Source organism: Luteibacter sahnii, from assembly GCF_034063545.1.
GTDB lineage: Bacteria > Pseudomonadota > Gammaproteobacteria > Xanthomonadales > Rhodanobacteraceae > Luteibacter > Luteibacter sahnii.
On record NZ_JAQLOK010000001.1, the window covers coordinates 1,114,858 to 1,134,991 of the forward strand.

Below are 20,134 nucleotides of genomic sequence, written 5' to 3' on the forward strand. Positions count from 1 at the left end.
CGTTGGGGTAGGGGCGCACATCGTTGCATGGTTTGCATCGGGTGCAAAATCAAAGGCTGCCGTGTGCCGGCCCGCTCCATGGCCCGTGCGCCGTGGAAGGCTCGCCCACGCGCCGATCACCTCCAGACAGCGTCCGTAACGGTGTAGGTGAATCCCGAACCCTCGTGTAGGGGAAGGACTACAGCGTTCGGCAAAGGCATTGGCGTGCATCGCATTTTTTTTCATCCGGCGAGGATGGTTTCAAGACGGCTCTCCACGCCACCTTGACCCTCGTAAAAACCGACGACTACATTCGCCGCCTGAGCAAAAGCTCAAGATCAGGGGAATCGTGATGACAGGGTCCAGGCAGGGAAGGGCGGCGTTCGCGCGCCCGTGGGCGCGTGTGGCGCTGGGGATGGTCGTGGTCGCGGCCGTGGCCATGCCCTTTGTGGCGGGCGCGCAGACGATGGCCAAGCCGGAGGACGAGTACAAGAAACTCATCAAGGTCAACGAGGACATCCAGCCGTTGGGAGACACCCCGTTCGGCGAGCGGATCGGCTTGTACGACGGCTCCTTGTCGTTCAACCAGACCGACATCTCGCTGACGGGCACCGGCCCCGCCCTTAGCGTGGGTCGCACGTTCACGTTGCATGGCGTGGAGGATCGCCCCGACCTGCAGGCCCGCGCGTTCGGCGATTGGGACATCGACCTGCCGCAGATTTTTACGGTGACCGCGAGCCAGCAGAACGTTCCCGGCTGGCGCGTCGCGGGCGGCAGTCCCACGGCGCTGTGTTCGCACTTCGGCCCACCTCCCAGCGTGGCCCCGCCGCCCGGTGACGCCAAACGCGCCGATTGGGACCCGGAGACCTGGTGGCAAGGCTACCAGCTGCGTATTCCCGGCCAGGGCAGTCAGGACCTCTTGTCGCGTTCGTCGGCCAATACGGCGACGCCAGGGGTCGCCGGACTCGCCTATCCGATCGTGACGCGTTCGAACTGGGCCGTGGGCTGCCTGGCCCACGCATCCAATGACACGACCCTTGAAGGGTTTCTCGCGGTCTCGCCCGACGGCACGAAGTATTGGCTGGACCACATCGCCTACCGCTACATGCCCGCGCTGACGCGTCCCCTCGGTTCGGGCCCGGGCACGGCGGCCACGCGTTCGGGCATCCACGTGTTCGCGTCGGCGCAGGATTTTGTCGTTCGGCGCGAAGGACGCATGTTGGTGACTCGCATCGAGGACCGATTCGGTAACTCGCTGTCCTATACCTATAGCGGCGACGACGTGACCGACATCTCGGCGTCCGATGGCCGGCACGTGACCTTCACCTATGAAACGGACCCGAGCACCGGCACCAGTAGCCATCGGATAAGTACGGTCACCGTGCAGGGCGGTGCCAGCGGTACGCGGACATGGACGTACCATTACGCCAAGTCGTCGCCCAATCTGGTGTATACGCTCACCTCGGTCGTGCAGCCCGATGGCAGCCAGTGGGGATACAACCTCGATCCGCTCAACGGCGCATGGGCCGATTCGCGCGAATCGGGGGGGACGTGCGCAGCGATCGGCGTACCCACGAACATGACGTCGACATTCACCGCGACGGTGATGCACCCGTCGGGTCTGGCGGCGAGTTACACCGTCGCGCCACTCAAGCGCGGCCGTTCGTACGTTCCGCAGTACTGTATCGCCGGCCCGGGCGTTCCGGTCGTTGCCAACTATCCGGGCACGTGGGCATCGGTGCCCAACGCCTCCTATGGCATGGCGATCACCCAGCGTGTCCTGTCCGGCGCGGGCCTGCCGGCCGGCGGACTGAGGTGGACATACGGTTACTCCGCGGCCAACGAAAGCTGGGCGCAGGATTGCAATACCTCGGCGTGCGCCACGACGATTTCCACGGACGTCACCTACCCGGACGGACACCTCGAACGGAGCACGTTTTCCAACCGGTATGACTGGACGGAAAGCCAGCTGCTCAAGGAGGAGGTCTTTGACGGTGGCGCGACGACGACGTTGCGTCGATCGACGACCTATGCCTATGTCAATCCTGCCCCCGCGCAGGACGCGCGCTCGGGCGCTTACGCCCACCCCTGGGGCTATGCGCCGCAGGAGCGCGTGAACAAGACGCAGCTACAGGAACAACTGCCGATGGCGACACGGCAGACCGTCATCGACCCGTCCGCCAGTGCGGCCCCCGATGTCTATGCATGGAATGCGACAGCCTTCGACGGCTTCGCCCGGCCGCAAGACGTGACCCGATCGAACAACTTCGGCAACAGCATCAGTGAGCGGTCGACCTACGTCGACGGCGCCGGGCCGTGGGTCATCGGGTTGCCTTCCCAGCAGATCAACCTGACCACCGGGGAGACGGTGGCGCAGATGACCTACGACGCGACCAGCCTCACGCCCACGGCGCGCTACCGGTTCGGGACGCAGGTCATGGGCTATGCGTTCGACGCCCAGGGCCAGCTAGCGAGCTTTACCGACGGCAACGGCAAGACCACCGCGCTCTCGAGCTACGTCCGCGGCATCCCTACCCACATCGTCTATCCGGACAACACCAGCCAGGGCGTGGGCGTGGATGGGTTCGGCCAGATCGCCTCCATCACCGACCAGGCCGGCGCTACCACCCAGTACGGCTACGACGCGATGGGCCGCGTCGCGAGGATCGACTATCCGTCGGGCGACAGTACCGCGTGGGCGCCCCGGACCATCAGCTACGTCTATTCCGGCGATGCCCGCGGCATGGGCGGTAACCACTGGATGCGCATGGTGACGCAAGGGACGTACTCAGAGCGCACCGACTTCGACGCCTTGCTCCGCCCGGTGATGACCGGCAAGGCGGAAGTCGGCACCGGTGCGCTGTATGTGTCGGCTCGCACGGAGTACGACTGGGCGGGGCACAAGACCTTCGTGTCGTACCCGGTGTCGGGTGCGCCCGACCGTAGCGGCATCACCCTGGGCACGACCACGGCATACGACGTCCTGGGGCGCCCGCTGTCCAGCACGCAATCCTCCGAGCAAGGCAACCTGGTCACCACGACCCGGTACCTGACGGGCAACGGAAGGCAGGTCACCGATGCCAAGGGCAACGTGACCAACACCTATTTTCAGGCGTTCGACGCCCCGAGCTTCGATAGCGTGGTGCGTGTGGAGGCGCCGGAAGGCGTGACGCAATCGATCAGTCGCGACATCTACGGCAACGTGCTCTCGCTCAGCCAGGGCGGCCTGACGCGGACGATGACGTATGACGCGCAGCATCGGCTGTGCCGATCGTGGGAGCCGGAAACCGGCAGCACCATGACGGCCTACGATGCGGCCGACAACGTGGTATGGAGCGCGTCGGGGCAACCCTTCAACGGCACCGGCTGTGGCTATGACCAGGTGGCCGCCGCCGCACGCACCACCAACGGCTACGACGCGATGAACCGCGTCACGTCGGTCAGCTATCCCAACGGCACCCTCGCGACCAGTTTTACGTACGACGCGTTGGGCAAGCCGGCGACGTCGACATCGGCCACCGCGTCGGGCAATGCCAACAGCACCGGCACGGTGGGCTGGTCCTACGGCCGCAACAAGCTGGGCCTGCTCACCGCCGAAGTGCTGTCGGTCGATGGCTGGTCGTGGACCCTGGGATATGGTTACGACGCCAACGGCCACCTGGCGAGCGTGCAGTATCCCGATGGCCAGACGGTGGCGATGGCCCCCAATGCGTTCGGGCAGCCCACCACCGCCGGCAGCTTTCTCAGCGGCGCGACGTACTTCCCCAACGGCTCGGTCCAGGCCTATACCCTGGGCAACGGAGCGTTGTATTCCACCACCCAGAATGCCCGTCAGCTGCTGTCCAATTTCACCTTCGGCACGGCGGCCCAGGTGGCGGTGAGCGAGGATTACGGCTACGACGCCGTGGGCAACATCCTCACCATCACGGACCGATCGGGTTCGAACCAGCGCACCCGCGCGATGACCTATGACGGCTTGAGCCGCCTGGTGTCGGCGACGGCATCGAACCTGTGGGGCAGCGAAAGCTACACCTACGATACGCTCAACAACCTCCGCACCCTGACCAATAGCGGAGGGACCCGGACGTACAACTACGACGGCAACAACCTGCTTCGTACGATCAGCAACAACGGCAGCACCGTCGACAGCTTCGCGTACGACGCCCAGGGCAACACCACCGCAAAGGATGGTCAGGCGATGACCTTCGACCTGGCCAACCGTTTGCTCTCGGTCAATGGCAAGGGCGATTACCTGTACGACGCGACGGGTCATCGGGTGAAGGCGGTGACGCCATCGGGGACGACCTACTACGCGTACAGCAGCAGTGGACAGCTGCTTTGGCAGTACGACAACGCCACCGCGAATGGCACCAGCTATATCTATTTGGGCAAGAGCCTGGTGGCTAGTCGGAAAGCGACCACCTCCGTGGTCATGGGCGTCATCGACGGTGTGACCAACGGGGCGAACGCGACTGTCGGGGGATGGGCCTGCGCGAGCGGGCTCGCCACGTCTATCGATGTGCAGGTATACGTTGGCGGACCTGCGGGATCGGGGACGTGGCTGGGCGCTTTCACGGCAAATCTGGCTAGCGAAAGTACAGTGCAGAGCGCCTGCCATTCGAGCGGAGCGCAGCATCGTTTCAGTATTCCTCTGACGGAAGCCCAGCGGGTGCAATACGCGGGGAAGACGATCTATGTCCATGGGATATCTCCCGTGGGGGGTGATAACAATCTGCTGACCCGCTCTGGCGACTTCCTGGTGCCGCCCTCGGCCTCCGCGCCGGTCTCGCCCGCTACAGTGACGGCATCCGCCGCGAGCGACCTTTCAAGCATCGCGATCGGCTGGTCGGTGACCACCAATGCCACCAGCTACAAGGTGGAGCAATCCGTTAACGGGGGCGCATGGTCAGCGCTTTACAGTGGCACAGCCACCACGGCGGCTGTGAACGCGCCCGCCGATGCGACCTATCAGTATCGCGCGTCGGCCTGCAATGCGAACGGTTGCAGTGCACCGACCACTTCGGTCACGGTGACAATCGCTCATGTGCCACCGGCACTGACGTCGATCAGCGTGCCCGCCACCAGTTCGGGCAGTGTCGGCATCAGCTGGCCGGCTGCTGCCTACGCAACGTCTTATCAAATAGATCACACCACTAATGGAACGTGGACCACGATTTGGTCGGGTACCGGCACGTCGACGGTCATCGGCGAAGGTACATCGAACTGGTATTACCGAGTGCGTGCATGCAACGCCAACGGTTGCGGCGGATATGCCGTGAGCGGCGTGGTGATCGTGACTGTTCCGCCCGCAACGGCTCCCGCGATGGGGGGTGGAGGAACGAGCAACACCGGTGCTTACACAATTTCCTGGTCGGGTGTGGCAGGCACGGCGAGTTACAACCTGATGGAGTCCGCCAATGGTGGTGCATGGACTACAGTACAGAATAATGGTGCTGTGGGCTGGTCGACGAGCGGGCGCGGCAACGGCACATATGTCTATCAGGTGCAGGCATGTAATGCGGGCGGTTGCGGTCCTTTCAGCGGACAGGTGACCGTGACAGTGGCATTGACCCCGCCGCTTCCGGGCAACATCCGGATGGCGGACACCATCAGCGGTAAGCGCGAGTTGTTCACGATCAGCTGGTCGGCATCGTCCGGCGCGACGCGATACGAAATCCTGCGCGTTCAGACCAACACGACGCTCAATCCAGGGACGAGCACATCGTATGTCGTGGAAAGCGGATTTTCGCCGTATCTGTTGCAGTACACGTATCGCTTGCGGGCATGCAATGCGCAGGGGTGCTCTGCTTGGTCGGGGGATATTGCCGGATGAATAACGAGGAAGTAACGGATGTAATACGTCTCCTTAGTAGGAAGACGTATGCGGACCCTCGCTTCAGTGGGTCACAGCATTTTCGCTTCGTCCTAGGGGTGTTCATATTTCTCGCTTGCGTATTGCTCTCGATTGGTAGCGCTGCTTCTGCAGAGACGGTCAATTATTACTACACCAGCCCTCAGGGAACCGTACTTGCGACTGCCGATGCATCGGGAAAACTTCTTTCAACGTCTGACTTTCGGCCGTACGGCGGCCGAGCGTTAGGGGTTGCTACGCTTGGCCCCGGGTACGCCGGGCACGTCGAGGATGTTGAGACGGGCTTAGCTACATGCAGGCTCGCTATTACGATCCGACAATCGGACGATTTATCTCCATCGACCCCAAAGAAAGCGAAGCGGGAAATATAATTTCCTTCGCGAGATTCAGCTATGTGGGGCTGAACCCGATTAACAACGTCGATCCCGATGGGCGGCAGACGTTACCTGCGTCTGTTTACCAGCTCGACTGGCAAAATCCTGAAACGCGTGAGGCCGCTGGACAGTACGCGCTTAATATGGTGCCGGGGTACGGCGTTTATTCCTGCGTATCCTCGGGATGTTCAAGCGGTGGGTGGATTGTTGCAGTTGCATCGGTGGGAATTTCAGCCGCCGCAGCTGTTGGCGAAGTCAGCTCCATAGCACGCGCGGCTAATTATGCTTCACAAGTCCAGCGCCTTCAGGCTGCTGTAAAGGAGGTGCACGGCGCATTGGATCCGGTAGCACAAACTCGACGAGCCACGGCAGGGGCGCTATTGAGTGATGGGCGGATGGTATTTGCCGGAGGTACGCGTGACTTGGGTCCGGCTCAGCGAAATGTGGTGCAGATGCTCGGTGGCGACATCGCTCAGAGTTCAGGTGGAATGCACGCGGAGCAGAAACTACTGCAGTATGCCGAAGCTGCTGGGGTCGAAATTAAACACGTTACTACAGAGGGTAATCGTGCTATATGCGCAATGTGCCAAAGCGAAATCACAAAAAATTCTGTTACGCTCGTCGATAGTTATAACGCCTCGTGGTAAATCTCGATGACGAATCGATTCAACAAGGAAAATCATCTGCATCTGCTCGAGGATCTAGCGCCATCCAGTCGCGTTGCGGTGGCTGCTGCGGCCCTGGAACGAATGAGCGTAGGGTACGCCATTTGGGCTCAAGAGAAGCGGTGTTCGCCAGTCGAATCCATTCTTGACGACGTCTGGGCTTACGCATCATTGGAAGGAAGCCTGCCAGATGCAAAGTTCATCGAAAGCCTGTATCCGGACCCGGGTGCGCCTGCCACTTTAGAGTCTCCCTATGCGGAATCATTCGTTGAAGCGCTTCAACTTCTGGGCCTATTTGCTTCCACGCAAGAAACGATGCGACTTGTAGAAGTTCTTCAAGCGGCTTATAACATGTCAGATAATGCAGCGGGAGACGTGCTTGTACGCTACAACGATCCACAGTTTGACCATCGTCTCACGTCCGACATGGATCGGTTGATGTCCACCCATCCATGGGTTGATCGTGAGCTGGCAGCCCAGCGTATGGACATTGCAGAAGCGCAGCTCTCGTCCGATCTGCGTAGTTTGATAGGACACCTCCGCACTCGGGCCCGAGCCCATCCAGTGGTCTCGGCAAGCGAGCTTGATGAGATTCGCACGTTTCAGGCCGGATAACTGACCGGTTTCGACGCGCTTAACGTTGATGTGGGGCGGGTTAAGATGTGTGTCAGTGGGTAATTCGTTACGTGCGTAAGCCTGCGTTGGACGGGAGCGGTTCCAGTCATGAGAGAGTTTATAGAAGTCGCAGGTTTGTCGGCTTTTGCTACCACGGTCTGCTATCTGATCTGCATGGCGCGAATCGCAAGCTTTTTGATAAAGGAGGCCGGTGTCACAGGGGTTGGTATCGATGGTGCCAATGCGCAGATGAAGTTGATCCGCATAGTCTTTTTGCGGAATGGTCTAGACCCTCTTTTTGCGAGCCGTCATTCACGTCTGCTGCGCGTGGCTCGATATTCCGGGGTAGTGGGATTTCTGCTGATCATGCTTATGTTTGCCAGCATCATGATGGGCTATACGGGGTGACTTCGTCGAACCGGATGTGTCCATGGCGGCCCCTTGCCATGCCTTTCCAGAGCTAGCTGCTGAACAGTCGCAAGGGCGGCATCCCGCTCCACGTCATTTAGCTCTTCCAATGCCGGATCGCGCCGCAAGATGTCTTCCGATGGAAGATGAGCGTCTTCGTCGTGCTCCGCCATAATCTCCCACGCGGCTGCCGCGACAGTGTCCCGCCCCACCAATCGCCCGTCGATCAACAGGCTCGCCATCATCCGCGCGGCGACGCTGTCCCCTCGCAGGGCCATCTCCCGAAGCGCTCGTATGTCGCGATCGAAATACCCACGCACTGCATCCTGATCGACGTCCCCTTCGGCGGCGAGGGCGTCGACGTCACTTTCGTCCTGATGCAATTGCTCGATCAGGAGCGTGCGTTGCGCGTCGAGGCTGCCTGCGGCGGCCGCCATATGCAGTCGTGACGTGATGTCGTCATCGGACGATTCGGGGCGGGACGCGCATGCCGCGGCGGTCTGGTGCCCAGAACGAACGGGCTCCCCTGGCGCGACCGTCGACGCCGCGGCGGGGTCGCTGCGTTCCCGCACAAGCTGTCGACACACGGCGGCGTCGCGCGCGTCGGCATCGAGCCGATCGGCAACGGGCGCCGCGACGAGCCGTTCAGTGCGCCGGTCGAACCCTTGCTGCCGGGGCACCTCCGGGGGGCGCTTACCCAGTACGGCACGGCGTTCGGCCGTCGCCCCCTGGACGACCCACGCGCTGCCAGCCACCGCGAGACAGGCAAGCACCGCGATCGTGGTCCAGCGTGCGAGACCGCTCATGGCGCCCGGCTTCCCTGATCCGCCAGCGAGGCTTTGTCGAACGACACCGGGGTCTGGCGTACCCACGTGGCGATCGCTTCGTCGGCCGCTTCGTCCCGAAGCACGGCTTCGATCATGGCGTGGGTCTTGTCGTAGGTCGCTCCGATGTGTTGCTGGACGAGAAGGACGTGGTAGCCATTCGGCCCGCGCACCGGTCCGGACACGTCGCCGTCGTGTAACTGGCTTACGGCGGGGAGGAAGGCATTCGACATATACATCCCCAGCATCGGATCGAGCTCGCCGCCCTGGCTGGCTGTTTGCGTGTCCTCGGATTGCGCCTTCGCCACGGTCGCGAAATCGGCGCCGTCGTCGAGCTGCTTCTTGATCTGCCGGGCTTTGGCGAGGGCTTCGGCGTCGGAGCGCTCCCCACCATCCGGCGTGCGGCCGACCGCGATGAAGATGTGGCTGAGCGCGAATTGGTCGTAAGCGTACGGGTGTTCGCTCAGGCGCCGCTTCACGTCGTCTGGGGTGATCCGGGCGGTGGTTCGTAGATGCTCACGCTCCGCGGCGGCCAGTACGCCGTCGATGGCGACGCGGATGCGCTCGGCCGTGACCGGATCGCGCGCCAGGCCGCTCGTACGCGCCTTGGCGGCTAGGATTTCCGTCCGTGCATAAGTGCTTAGCTGATCGGTATCGTCCGCGAACGACGGCGTGCCCGTGCTCTGCGCCATGGCGCTCGCCAGGACGCGATACTGCGCTGGAGAGAGACGGCTATCGCCGATACGGAGGGTGGCGATGGATGTGTCGGCGGTGGCGGCGGCTGTCGCGAGCACCGTGCCGAGAAAGAAAACGAAAGGGAGGGTAGAGCGACGGATCATGGGATCTCCTTGGATCACCGTGCAGCGCCGAAGGAGGGGCGGCTGCCCCTCCCGTGGCTCGTCAGTGCAGGCCGCGCGAATGCAGGAAGCCGATCAGTCCTCGCGGATCGTCGGTGGTGATGAAGGTGAAACCCTGCGAGACCAGGTAGGTCCAGTCGCCGCGGTTGTCGGCCGTGTCACGTCCGCCGGAGTAGCTGAAATACAGATCCGAGAGCTTGTAGCAGCACTCGCCCGTATTCTTGTAGAAGTTGCCGCTGCCACCCGGCGCATCGGGCAGGGCGTTGAATACGCCCACGGCCTTGCCGTCCTTCTTGGCGAGGTCCATCTGGCCCTGCAGAAGGCCGTTCTTCTGCTTGACGTTGATTTCCAGCGCCGCGGCGCCGGTCTGCCAGTTGCGGCGAACGGTGGGCACGTCGATGACCGTGAGCATGTTGGTGGTGAACACGGGGATACCCACGATCGTCGGGGCGTCCGCCTTGAATGCGCTATAGGACGGGTAGAGCGTCGCGTTCACCTTGACGCCGACCACGCGCGAGGGCGCGGAGAAGTTTTCCTGGGCGAGACGATCGATCGCCTTGACCGCGTCCTGGGTCTTCGCATCGAAGATCATCGGCACGCTCAGACCATGCTGGTTCCAGTAAGTGAACACGCCAGAGACGTCCGGGACGAAGTAGCCTGTGACCGTGGTACGCCCCGGCGTCAGCAGGTGCAGGTTCTGGATGGTCTGCCAACTGACGGACGCGACGCTCGGGTTGGTGCCGCGATTGCTCGCCGGATCGTACTTCGTGCCTCCGCGGAACGCGGTATAGACATTCGTGGTGCGGCCGAGGTTGTAGTCGTGCATGAGCACGGGCACGCCCTCGGAGGTGAGCTTCACGTCGAGCTCCACCGCGTCCATGCACTGGTCGTTCGCCTGCTGCAGCGACGCGCGTGAGTTTTCCGGGGTGTCTTCGATGGGTGCGAACTGGCCCCAGAGTCCGCGATGCGCGAGCACCGATACCTGGTGCGTGGGGACGGTCTTGAGCAGGGTGGCCATCCGGGTGCCGACCGGTGCGCAAGCGGCGTGGGAAACCTGGGCGAGCGAACCGGCCCCGATCAGCACGGCCACGGCCGCGAGCCGGGCGCCGTGGGTACGACGTGTGGTTTTCATGGATAGATGCCTCGTGGAGTCGGGAATGCGGGGCGATGTGTTATGAACCGATGACACGATCGTGGCCTCCGGCATGACGCCGCGCCCCCGCTGACGGCGCCGTGCCGTGGATCAACCTATTTAATAACGATGACTGAGTTATTAATCGCACATGATGGTTTTCGTGCCCCTCGGTGTCATGGCGATGACCCGGTCACACCAGGTACATGCGCCGGCGAAAGGCGAACATGTCGTCGAACGTGCAGAACTCCGGTGCGCCCAGGTGCCACACCAACACCTTGCGTGCGAGTTCGGTGTGCCACGCCCTTCGTGCGCGTTCCAATGCCTCCCGCTCCTCCGCATGCAGTTCGCCCACGAGATACGCCAGGCTGATGTGAAAGGTGAATCGGTCGTGGTCCGGTGCTCGGATACCGGTCAGGTCGGCGAGCCGGTCGCGCAATCGGCGAAGCTTGCGTTCCTCCGCAGCGTCGACAGGCGCCATCTCGATCCGCAATCCTTCGCCCGGACCTGGCCGCTGGTCATCCACGCGCATGCGTAGCGGTAGTTCGCAATCCAGCGAGAAGGACGTCAGTCGCTGCATGAGCAAGGCATCGCATTCCGCCATGGGTGCGTCCATCGGTACGCCGTGGGGCCACAGGCCGGGTTTTCGGTGTTCGTCGTCCGCGCAGCCCAGCACCGTCATGTGATAGCTGGACGGCGGCAGTGGCGCCATCTTCGCCATGAAAGGGTGATGCGGGAAATCTCGATAAACGTCGAGCAACGCATCGAATGACGCGTAGCCAGCGTCCTGTTGAGGCAGGTGGCAGATGATCGTGTTTCCGCCGAACGGCTTGACGCGACCGTCGGCGAAAAACTTGTGTCCGACGGCGTGGGGCGTCGCCGCGCGCGCGCAGGTGATCAGGGAAAGGCCGGCAAGGGCGGTGCCGCCAAGGCGTAGCCAGTGTCGCCGCGTCTCGTCGAGTGGGGCGGCGGAAGGTGGCGTCTGGGTAGGGGGGGAGGATGTCACGTCTGGTTCTCTCGGAGGGGGTGGGAGTACGCGGTCATATTTAAGTCACGAAAGGTTACTAATGTCTACGGCGCACGACGCGGGTGGGCCGCGCACGACATTCAGGGGTAGGTTCATGGCATCGGTTATCGGTCAGGGCGCCACGCGACGCATCGCGGGCATCGGTGCATTCGCGGCGCTCTCGGTGGCGATCGGGAGCGCCATCGCGCAGGACGTCCCCACGCCGGGTGGGGCGACGACGCTGGAGGGGCTCGACGTGACGGGCAAGGCGCTGTCGCTGCAGAAGGCGGTGGCGGAAAAGCGCGCCCTGCCAGTGATCTCCGACGGTATTTCCTCGGACGAGATCGGTTCGATTCCCGATTTTGGACTGGGCGAAGCCGTGCAGCGCATCCCTGGCGTCGCCATGACGATCAACAACGGGCGCGGTGAGGCGCAGTTCCTCAACCTGCGCGGCCTCAACCCCGACTACAACACGGTCACGGTCGATGGCGTGGCTTTGCCGTCGACCGAAACCACTACCCGCAACGTTTCGCTCGACGTGTTGCCATCGTCGCTCGCGCAGCAGGTAAGCATCTACAAGTCGGTGACGCCGGACCTGCCCGCCGACGCGATCGGTGGCATCACCAACCTGCGTACGCGTAGCGCCTTCGACGTGCCGGATACCTTCGCGTCGGCGCGCGCCAATCTCGCCCGGTGGGACAACCAGCGCGTCGTCGCCGGATCGACACCGTCCGGCCAGGCCGAAGCCACGTTGACACACCGTTTCGGTTCGTCGAAGCAGTTCGGCGTCGTGCTATCGACGAGCTACTTCCGCCGTGATTCGTCCTCGCTCGATACGGCCATGGACAGCGATGGCTACTACGCGTACACGGGTGGCACCCAGCGTCTATCCTCGTTGCGCCAGAACGCGGCGGGAACCGGTTCGACGTTGCGCCCGTCCGACGCGGTCGATGGCATGGTCGCCGTGCCGGACCGACACCGCTGGTTGACCTACGACAACGTCCGCACGCGCGAGTCGGTGTTCGGGAAGATGGAGTGGGACAACCTCGACAACGCCCGGGCGCATCTCACCGGTGGTTTCTTCCAGCATGAAAACGACGAACAGCGGCGGGCGCAGTTCCTCAGTCGCGTCGGTCCGGCGACGATCACCTCGCCGACCACTGGCAGCTTCGCGCGCGGTGCGGCGCAGGCCGACGACGATCACTACGATCAGGTGCGCCGCATCCGCTACGTCGACCTGGGCGGCAGCTATGAACCGTCCGAGTACAGCCGATGGGACGTGACCGCCAACTACGCCGTCGGAAGCTACCGTCAGACCACCCGGGAGGATGTGTTCACCAGCGCCGCGTCCTCGAACCTCGCGTTCGGCTACACCGCCGCGCCGTCAGACACCGCGCTGTTCACGCCCGTGCAGCCGGATTACTTCATGAACCCGGACAACTACACCCAAACCAGCTACTTGTCACGCGACGAGCGTAGCCGACTCGGTACGGGCACGATCCGCGCCGAGTTCACCCATAACCTCGGCGAAGACGCGATGGGGTGGGGTTACAAGGCCGGCGTCCAGTCGGTCAACCGGCAGCAGCACTACGACCTCGACGAACTCGGGTATGTGCCGTTGCGGCCGGTATCCCTGGGCACGATCGGCATCGAAGACGTCACCTACCGTCCCTACGACGGGGCGGGGCAATCCATGTTACTGGTGGACCCTGCCAAGGCGACGGCGTACTTCCTCGCGCATCCCGGCAATTACGCCTTGGCGACGACGAATGCGCGTAACAGCACCCTTGGCGATTTCGACCTGAACGAGTTGACGCAGAGCGGGTACGGCGTGGTGAGTTATCGAGGCGACGCGCTGTCCGCCATGGGCGGGGTGCGCTACGAACACACCGACCAGACCGTCGCCAACGCGACGGCGCAGCCCGCGAACAGCCTGACGCAGTTCGTGCGGCAGACGCAGGACCAGCGCTACGGAAAGTGGCTTCCCTCCGCGGTTTTCTCCTACGCGTTGGCCCCCGAACTGATGCTCCGCGGTGGTGCGAGCAAGACGCTGGCGCGCGCCTCGTATGCGGCCCTGGCCCAGAACGGCACACCCACCGTGAGCGTCGCCGCGGGCACGATCTCGCAGACCCTGGCCAATCCGTCGCTCCGGCCCCGCGAGTCGAGCAACTACGATCTCTCGCTCGAATGGTATGCGAGCCCGGACGCGATGGTGTCACTGGCGGCCTTCGACAAACATATCCGTCATGAGATCGTCAGCTTGAGCCAGACCCAGTCGCAGATGAATCCGGCAGGCCTCACGGGCACCTACCTGGTCACCACGACTCAGGCGCAGAATGCCGCCGCCGCGCGGGTCAGGGGCCTGGAGTTGAGTCTGGTCAAACTGCATTTCGATGCCTTACCAGGGGCGCTGCGCGGCCTGGGCGCCACGTTCAATGCCACCGTCCTGGACATGAACGGCCCGTCGATCGTGATGAGTGACGGCAGTCGCCGCGTGCTGCCCATGCTCACGGGGGCGGCGAAAACGCTGTTCAACGCCTCGTTGCTCTATACCGCGGGCCCGTTCAATGCCCAGCTCAGTGCCAACCGTACCGGCAAGATGCCCATCAGCTTCGCGACCGACAACCCGGTCAACGACGTGTATTACGGCAGGGCACTCACCTATGACGCGCAGTTGCGCTATGCCGTCGACGCGCACCTGAGCGTGTTGATGCAAGGCAAGAACCTCACCAACGCACGACCCACCCGCCTCATCGGGCCGGACCAGGCCCTCGTCAAGGAAGAACTGGATAACGGCAGGGCCTACTTCATCGGCGTGAACTACCTCCTCTGACCGCACGACGCCCTTGCTGGAAGGCAACGCGCTCCGGCGTCACCGGACTTTGATCGGGTTATCCTTGCCTCTATGTCAGCTGCGACTCCTTTTGCCGGCGAGATCCCGTCGCCCTTCCTGCGCCATCCGGAATCGGCGGACACGGTGTCAGCCAACGAGCGCGATCTGCTCGACCTCGTCCGCCGCCATGGCACCACGACCCGCGCGGAGCTGGTTCGCGCCACCGGCCTGACCGCGCAGTCGGTGATGCGGCTGGTCGATGAACTGGTCGAGCGCGGGATGCTGCGGATGGGCGAGACGATCGTGCGGGGGCGCGGCAAACCGGCCGTCGCGATCAGTCTCGATCCGGGCTTCGCGTTTTCGCTCGGGCTGTCGATTACCACCGACTCGCTTGCCCTGTGCCTGATCGACTTCGCGGGAGAGGTGCGCGCTCGTCACGAGGAGGCACTCAAGCTCACCCAGCGTGCCGCGCTCGTCAAACGCGTCGACACGTTGGTCCGGCAGGTGACGCGCCGTGCGGCCGTACCGCCGGGACGATTGCTGGGGATGGGGGTCGGTACGACCGGCTTTTTCATCGGCGACGGTGCGCGCATGAATCCGCCCGATCCGCTGGACGACATCGCGCTGGTGGAGCTGGACCAACTGCTGTGCGCCGCCACGGGCCTGGCGGTATGGCTCGACAACGACGGCAGCGTCGCGGCCATCGGCGAGAGCCTCTATGGGGTCGGTCACGATTACCGTGACTTCGCCTATTACTTCTTCGGACATGGGTTTGGCGGCGGCATGATCCTGGGCGGCCGCTGCTACCGTGGCCACCATGGCAACGCGGGCGAGTTCGCCGGGATGCTGCCGGCGCTGGGCTACGAACGACCGGCGCTCGAGATCCTGCGCACGTTGCTGGTGGACGACGGTCACGACGTGCCGACCATCCAGGCCATGCTCGACCGTTACGACCCCACCTGGCCCGCGGTGCAGCGCTGGCTCGACCGGGTGACGCCGGGCATCTCGGCGGTGACCTCGGCCGTGGTGGCGCTGGCCGACCCGGCCGCCATCGTGCTCGGCGGGCGCATTCCCAAGGCCCTGGCCAACCAGCTGGCCAGTCGCATCGCCATCGACAACGTGCCGCGCCGAGGTCATGGTCGGCCGCTCCCCGCCATCGTCATCGCCCGGGCCCCGCATGATCCGGTAGCGCTCGGCGCCGCCAGCCTCCCGTTCAAGGAATGCTTCTTCTGGTGACACAATCGCCGCCTACGATGGGCGGAGGGCTCGCGATCCGCGGGCGTCGTCGCCCGGCGGAGGATACCGATGGCACTGGATCGACGGCGGCTGCTGGCTTACGGCCTCGCGCATGGCGGCAAAAGCACGTTCTGGTACGCCGGCGAATGGCTGTTTCTTTACCTGCTGACCGAGGTCTGGCGCATTCCGCCAACGCAAGCGGCGTGGACGCTGGCGCTGGGCATGATCGTGTCGGGGGGGCTCGACCTCGCGGTGGCGCGCGCGTTTTCGTCGCGAGGCCTGCAACCGGAAGCCGCCGCGGACCTCCAGGTGATGGGGGCGGTGGCCTGTGCGCTTGCCATGGTCGGCCTCGGTGCCCTGAGCGGGGCCGCGTCGTCGCAAGGCGCGATGGCGGTGGCGATGATCCTCTGTTTCCGCGTGGCGTATGCCTTTGTCGACGTACCCCAGAACACGCTGCTGCCCCTGCTGGCGAGCGATGCGCATGAACGCGTCGCGCTGACCGCGGCGCGGTACGTCGCCGGCGGCCTGGCGGCCCTGCTCATCGCCGGCGCGGGCGCACAGCTGCCGCGGTCCGTCGCGTCATCGGGCAGCGGGCCCCTCACGGCGTGTGCCATCGCGATGGCGGCGATCGCCGTGGTGTCCGCCGTGATCCTTCGGCACGACATCCGGTCGCGCGCTCCCGGTCGCGTCGCACCGGGAAGCGACAACCGGCCCGATCACGACGACGGGCTGTCGTTCACGGCCCTGGTGTCGACCATGGTCGTCGTCTCGGCGGGCACGGCACTGTTCGGACGCCTGCAACTGTATCTGGCCGCGTATGGCCACGGCTGCGCGGGCCTTCCGCTGGCCGTGACGGCCGGCATGGTCGCCGCGCAGCCGTTGTGGCTCTCGCTCTCGCGCCGGTATCCGTTGCGGCGGATGCTGAACGCGTCCGGCTGGCTGACCTGGATGACCTCGCTCATGTTGGCCTGGGCCCTTGCTGACGGGGCATCCCACGGCGTCATGCTCGTGGTCGGGTTTGTCTTCGGCATGCCTTCCGCCGGCCTGGCGACGGGGCTCTGGAGCCTCGCCGCGTCCGCGGCGACGAGGCGGGTGGCTCGGCGAGATCCCTCGCTGACGATGGCGATGTTCACGTGTGGTTCGAAGCTGGGCCTGGCGGGCGCGTGCCTGGTGACCGGATGGGCGCTGCAGAGCGCGACGTATCGCGGTGGCGAGATCACGACCTTGCTTGGCGCGATGGTCGGGGGAAGCCTCGTTTGCGCGGTGGCGTGCTGGCGCCTGACCGGGCGCTCCGTCATGATTCGGCGAAGTGGTGCAACGGCACCGCAACCCGCGCGGGGTCGGGGCATGCAATGAAAATCGCAATATAAAGAGGAAATCGCAATATCACGTTTTTCATACAATGGTTAACGAAGGTGAAACCGTTTTGTACAAATTTGCCGAATTCACCTAAAGGTAAGCGCTAACGGATCCGATAGGGGCTTCTACCCATCGGAAGCCCACCATGACCATTCGGCAGCGTATTGCCCTTCTTATCGCCTTCGCCGTGACCGTGGCCTTCGCCGTCGGCGCGGGCGGCGTCTACGCCCTGCATCTTTCTGGCAAACAACTCGAGGCCGTCTACGAGGGGGAACTGCTACCCATCGTCGACCTGGCTACCGTTCGCAACCTCTTCAACCAGACCCGGGTCGAATGGAACCGCGCCTTGCTGAAGGGCACCCGGGAGGCCGGCCTGGATGCCGTAGCGGCCAACGCGAAACGCACCAAGGACCTCGACGCGGCATGGGCCGATTATTACCCGGGCGCCATTTCGTCGCCCGAGGAAAGGGCCGCCGCGCAATCCTTCATGGGTGCGCTGCGTCGCGCCCGGGACATGAGCACGAAAGTGGCCGACATGGTGGCTCGCGGTCAGCACGACGAGGCGGTGACCTTCATGACGGGCACCGTCAGCCCCGTTTTCGTGGATGCGTCGAAAAACATCGACACGATCGTGAAGATCAACGTCCAGGAAGCCGCGACCACGTACGCCGCGTCCGTCCAGCGTGAGAAGTACATTACCGCCGGCGTCGTCGGGGTGCTCGTGCTGGGCGCCCTCGGTTTGTTGATCGCCGGCCTGCGCTTGAGCAAGACCATCATGATGCCGCTCATGCAGGCCCGCGAACTGGCCGGGCAGATCAATGACGGTGAGCTGGGCCACGAGCTGGTGGTGACGGGCAAGGATGAAGTCAGCGACACCCTTCGCTCCCTCGTCGCCATGGACGCCTCGTTGGCAGGCATCGTGCGGAAGGTGCGTGGTAACGCCGAGCAGGTGAGCTTTGCCGCCGGTGAAATCGCCACGGGTAACGACGAATTGTCTACCCGCACCCAACAGCAGGCCTCCAGCCTGGAAGAAACCGCCGCGTCGATGGAAGAGATGACCGCCTCCGTACGGCAGAACGCGGACGCTGCCGCCGCGGCGAGCGCGCTGGCGCAGCGACTGAACAACCAGGCGGTCGCTACGCGCGACCTGGCATTGGAAACCTCCGGTGCGATCGATCGGGTCAGCGCGGCCAGCAAGAAAATCGAAGGCATCGTCGAGGTGATCAACAGCATCGCCTTCCAGACCAACCTGCTCTCGCTCAACGCCGCGGTCGAAGCCGCCCGGGCGGGTGAGGAGGGCCGGGGTTTTGCCGTCGTCGCCGCCGAAGTGCGCCGTCTTGCCCAGCAGAGTGCCGTCGCGGCGAAGGAGATCCAGGGCCTGATCGCCGAGAGCAGCGAGCGGGTGGAGGAGGGCGTGGTCTTCGTCGCGCGCACGTCCGCCGCGTTGGGCGAAATGGAGGCGGGGGCGGTCGAGGTCGTGCACTTCCTGGGCGAGATCGCCACGGCAAGCCACGAACAGGCGCATGGCATCGACCAGGTCAATCACGCCATCACGGAACTCGACGCCGTGACGCAGCAGAACGCGGCGCTCGTGGAAGAGGCCAGCGCGGCTAGCCAGCAGGCGAACGAACTGGCGCGCGAATTGATGGCACAGGTCGCCGTTTTCCGGTTTTCCGGCGACAGCACGCCGGCGGCACCGTCCCACACGGTAGCCCACAGCCTGGAACGCATCGGCGGTTCGCGGACGAGCGCGGCGATGGCGGCGGCCGCCTGAGGTGAGGTGACGCCTTGGCCCCGGCGGCCGAGGCGTCTTGCCGATGCGGCGATGACCGCCGTCGCGTCCGTGCCGCCTTCGACGGGGTGTCCGCCTCAGAACGACACGTCGGCGGGCTGGGTCACGCGAAGCACCGACTGGTCGCCCGTCCTGGCCTTCCAGGCGGCCCGGATCGCTTCCACGGATGCCCGGTTCTCCGGGGTGTCCGGATACAAAAGCAGTAGCAGCATGCGGCTACAGGGCAGCCATGACACGCACGTTTTTCCGCCAGCATCCCGGGCGGAGCCATTCGGGGGGCGATCGCGGACTTCGCCTATGCAGGCAATGTCCCATATGACGTGCTGCCGCCGATCGGATCGAACGGCGCCCACGGGTACGCTCGCGCTCGATACGCGTGGCGACCCAGCGGCGTCACTGCCCTCGTTGACCTACATCCCATGTGGATCGAAGTAAGCGGTCCATGTCGATGGCTGGCCTTCGAGCGATGTCGAGCGCTCCAGCGCCTGCTGGGCCGCGTCCATCCGGCCAAGCTGGAGTCGCGCGACGAACAGATTGAAGAAGGTATGGCGATCCGTCGATCCCAACGCGACGGCGCGTTCAAGCACGGCTTCCGCGTCGGCGGGGCGCATCATGTCGCAGAACACGGCGCCCAGGCAGGTGAGTACCACCACATCTTCGCCGTAGGACGACATCCGGTCGCGCAGGACGCGGGCGGTTGCGTCAAAAAGTGGCGTTGGACTCAAGCTCGCCCATCCCTTGTCGTAAAGGGACTTCGCGTGCGCGAGGGTCTCCTGAAGCGTGTCCGGACCTAGCACGTCGCGACGTTTTCGCTTCCTGCGTCGCCATGGGCGTGCATAGCGGCGTCCGTGAGCAGGTCGCGTTCGGTAAGAACGGTTACCTCGGTTGAGTGCTCCGACGCGTCATCGAGCCACCCGGGCGAAAGGTCGAGCACCCATTCGATGTCCCGTGCAACTTCCCCGGGCAGCGGAAACCCCGTGAGGTAATTGCGCAGTGCGCCGACCGGAACCCCCAGAAGCGTCGCCTGCGCGCGAATCGTCAGGAATCCCTGTTGGCGTAGCTGCTCCACCAATGCCGATAGACGACGGTTCGCTTCGGGTAGGGCGGCTTGTTTACGCGGTGCAACGGTAAGAAGCATGGAGGAATACACTCCTGGATGACAGTACAAGGCTGCGCTCCGCG

General features: G+C 64.1%; 15 protein-coding genes. 8 read left to right on the forward strand and 7 right to left on the reverse strand.

Annotated elements, in window-relative coordinates; translation table 11 throughout:
- Positions 1 to 199 precede the first annotated feature (199 nt).
- The 4 genes from PI246_RS04975 to PI246_RS04990 all read left to right on the forward strand — a co-directional run bounded on the left by PI246_RS04975 (position 200) and on the right by PI246_RS04990 (position 7,913).
- Complete coding sequence (locus PI246_RS04975; RefSeq protein WP_320550175.1) at positions 200 to 5,812, forward strand: hypothetical protein; 5,613 nt, start codon at positions 200 to 202, stop codon at positions 5,810 to 5,812.
- A 331-nt stretch (positions 5,813 to 6,143) separates the two neighbouring features.
- The gene (locus tag PI246_RS04980; protein ID WP_320550176.1) at positions 6,144 to 6,872 is read left to right on the forward strand and encodes an RHS repeat-associated core domain-containing protein; all 729 of its coding nucleotides are present in this window, start codon (positions 6,144 to 6,146) and stop codon (positions 6,870 to 6,872) included.
- Positions 6,873 to 6,878: 6 nt separating this feature from the next.
- A complete protein-coding gene (locus PI246_RS04985) occupies positions 6,879 to 7,505 on the forward strand; it encodes a hypothetical protein (RefSeq protein ID WP_320550177.1) in 627 nt (208 codons plus the stop codon).
- Positions 7,506 to 7,613: 108 nt separating this feature from the next.
- Positions 7,614 to 7,913: a hypothetical protein gene (locus tag PI246_RS04990; RefSeq protein ID WP_320550178.1), complete on the forward strand. Its 300-nt coding sequence runs from the start codon at positions 7,614 to 7,616 to the stop codon at positions 7,911 to 7,913.
- Here PI246_RS04990 and PI246_RS04995 read toward each other — a convergent pair.
- The 4 genes from PI246_RS04995 to PI246_RS05010 all read right to left on the reverse strand — a co-directional run bounded on the left by PI246_RS04995 (position 7,901) and on the right by PI246_RS05010 (position 11,732).
- Complete coding sequence (locus PI246_RS04995) at positions 7,901 to 8,719, reverse strand: hypothetical protein (RefSeq protein ID WP_320550179.1); 819 nt, start codon at positions 8,717 to 8,719, stop codon at positions 7,901 to 7,903. The genes PI246_RS04990 and PI246_RS04995 overlap by 13 nt on opposite strands.
- Positions 8,716 to 9,429, reverse strand: coding sequence for a peptidylprolyl isomerase (locus PI246_RS05000; protein WP_320550180.1), 714 nt, complete (start codon positions 9,427 to 9,429; stop codon positions 8,716 to 8,718). Before PI246_RS05000 ends, PI246_RS04995 begins: the two co-directional genes overlap by 4 nt.
- A 208-nt stretch (positions 9,430 to 9,637) precedes the next feature.
- Entirely contained in the window at positions 9,638 to 10,612 is a 975-nt protein-coding gene (locus PI246_RS05005) for a glycerophosphodiester phosphodiesterase family protein (RefSeq protein ID WP_407069781.1), read from the reverse strand.
- A gap of 307 nt (positions 10,613 to 10,919) precedes the next feature.
- On the reverse strand, positions 10,920 to 11,732 hold the full coding sequence (locus tag PI246_RS05010) for a DUF1868 domain-containing protein (protein ID WP_320550182.1): 813 nt from the start codon (positions 11,730 to 11,732) through the stop codon (positions 10,920 to 10,922).
- Between the two features lie 115 nt (positions 11,733 to 11,847).
- Between PI246_RS05010 and PI246_RS05015 the strand changes: the two genes are divergently transcribed.
- The 4 genes from PI246_RS05015 to PI246_RS05030 all read left to right on the forward strand — a co-directional run bounded on the left by PI246_RS05015 (position 11,848) and on the right by PI246_RS05030 (position 18,934).
- A complete protein-coding gene (locus PI246_RS05015) occupies positions 11,848 to 14,565 on the forward strand; it encodes a TonB-dependent receptor (protein WP_320550183.1) in 2,718 nt (905 codons plus the stop codon).
- A gap of 72 nt (positions 14,566 to 14,637) precedes the next feature.
- Entirely contained in the window at positions 14,638 to 15,801 is a 1,164-nt protein-coding gene (locus tag PI246_RS05020) for an ROK family transcriptional regulator (protein ID WP_320550184.1), read from the forward strand.
- Between the two features lie 69 nt (positions 15,802 to 15,870).
- Positions 15,871 to 17,157 (forward strand): MFS transporter, encoded by a 1,287-nt coding sequence (locus PI246_RS05025; RefSeq protein ID WP_320550185.1) that lies wholly within the window; start codon positions 15,871 to 15,873, stop codon positions 17,155 to 17,157.
- A 148-nt stretch (positions 17,158 to 17,305) separates the two neighbouring features.
- The gene (locus PI246_RS05030; RefSeq protein WP_320550186.1) at positions 17,306 to 18,934 is read left to right on the forward strand and encodes a methyl-accepting chemotaxis protein; all 1,629 of its coding nucleotides are present in this window, start codon (positions 17,306 to 17,308) and stop codon (positions 18,932 to 18,934) included.
- 95 nt (positions 18,935 to 19,029) lie between these two features.
- Here PI246_RS05030 and PI246_RS05035 read toward each other — a convergent pair whose 3' ends face one another.
- The 3 genes from PI246_RS05035 to PI246_RS05045 form a co-directional block, all read right to left on the reverse strand.
- Positions 19,030 to 19,164, reverse strand: a complete 135-nt coding sequence (locus PI246_RS05035; protein WP_320550187.1) for a DUF3574 domain-containing protein — start codon at positions 19,162 to 19,164, stop codon at positions 19,030 to 19,032.
- Between the two features lie 198 nt (positions 19,165 to 19,362).
- Complete coding sequence (locus tag PI246_RS05040; RefSeq protein WP_320550188.1) at positions 19,363 to 19,749, reverse strand: UDP-N-acetylglucosamine-peptide N-acetylglucosaminyltransferase; 387 nt, start codon at positions 19,747 to 19,749, stop codon at positions 19,363 to 19,365.
- Entirely contained in the window at positions 19,743 to 20,090 is a 348-nt protein-coding gene (locus PI246_RS05045; protein ID WP_320550189.1) for a hypothetical protein, read from the reverse strand. Before PI246_RS05045 ends, PI246_RS05040 begins: the two co-directional genes overlap by 7 nt.
- Between the last annotated feature and the right edge of the window lie 44 nt (positions 20,091 to 20,134).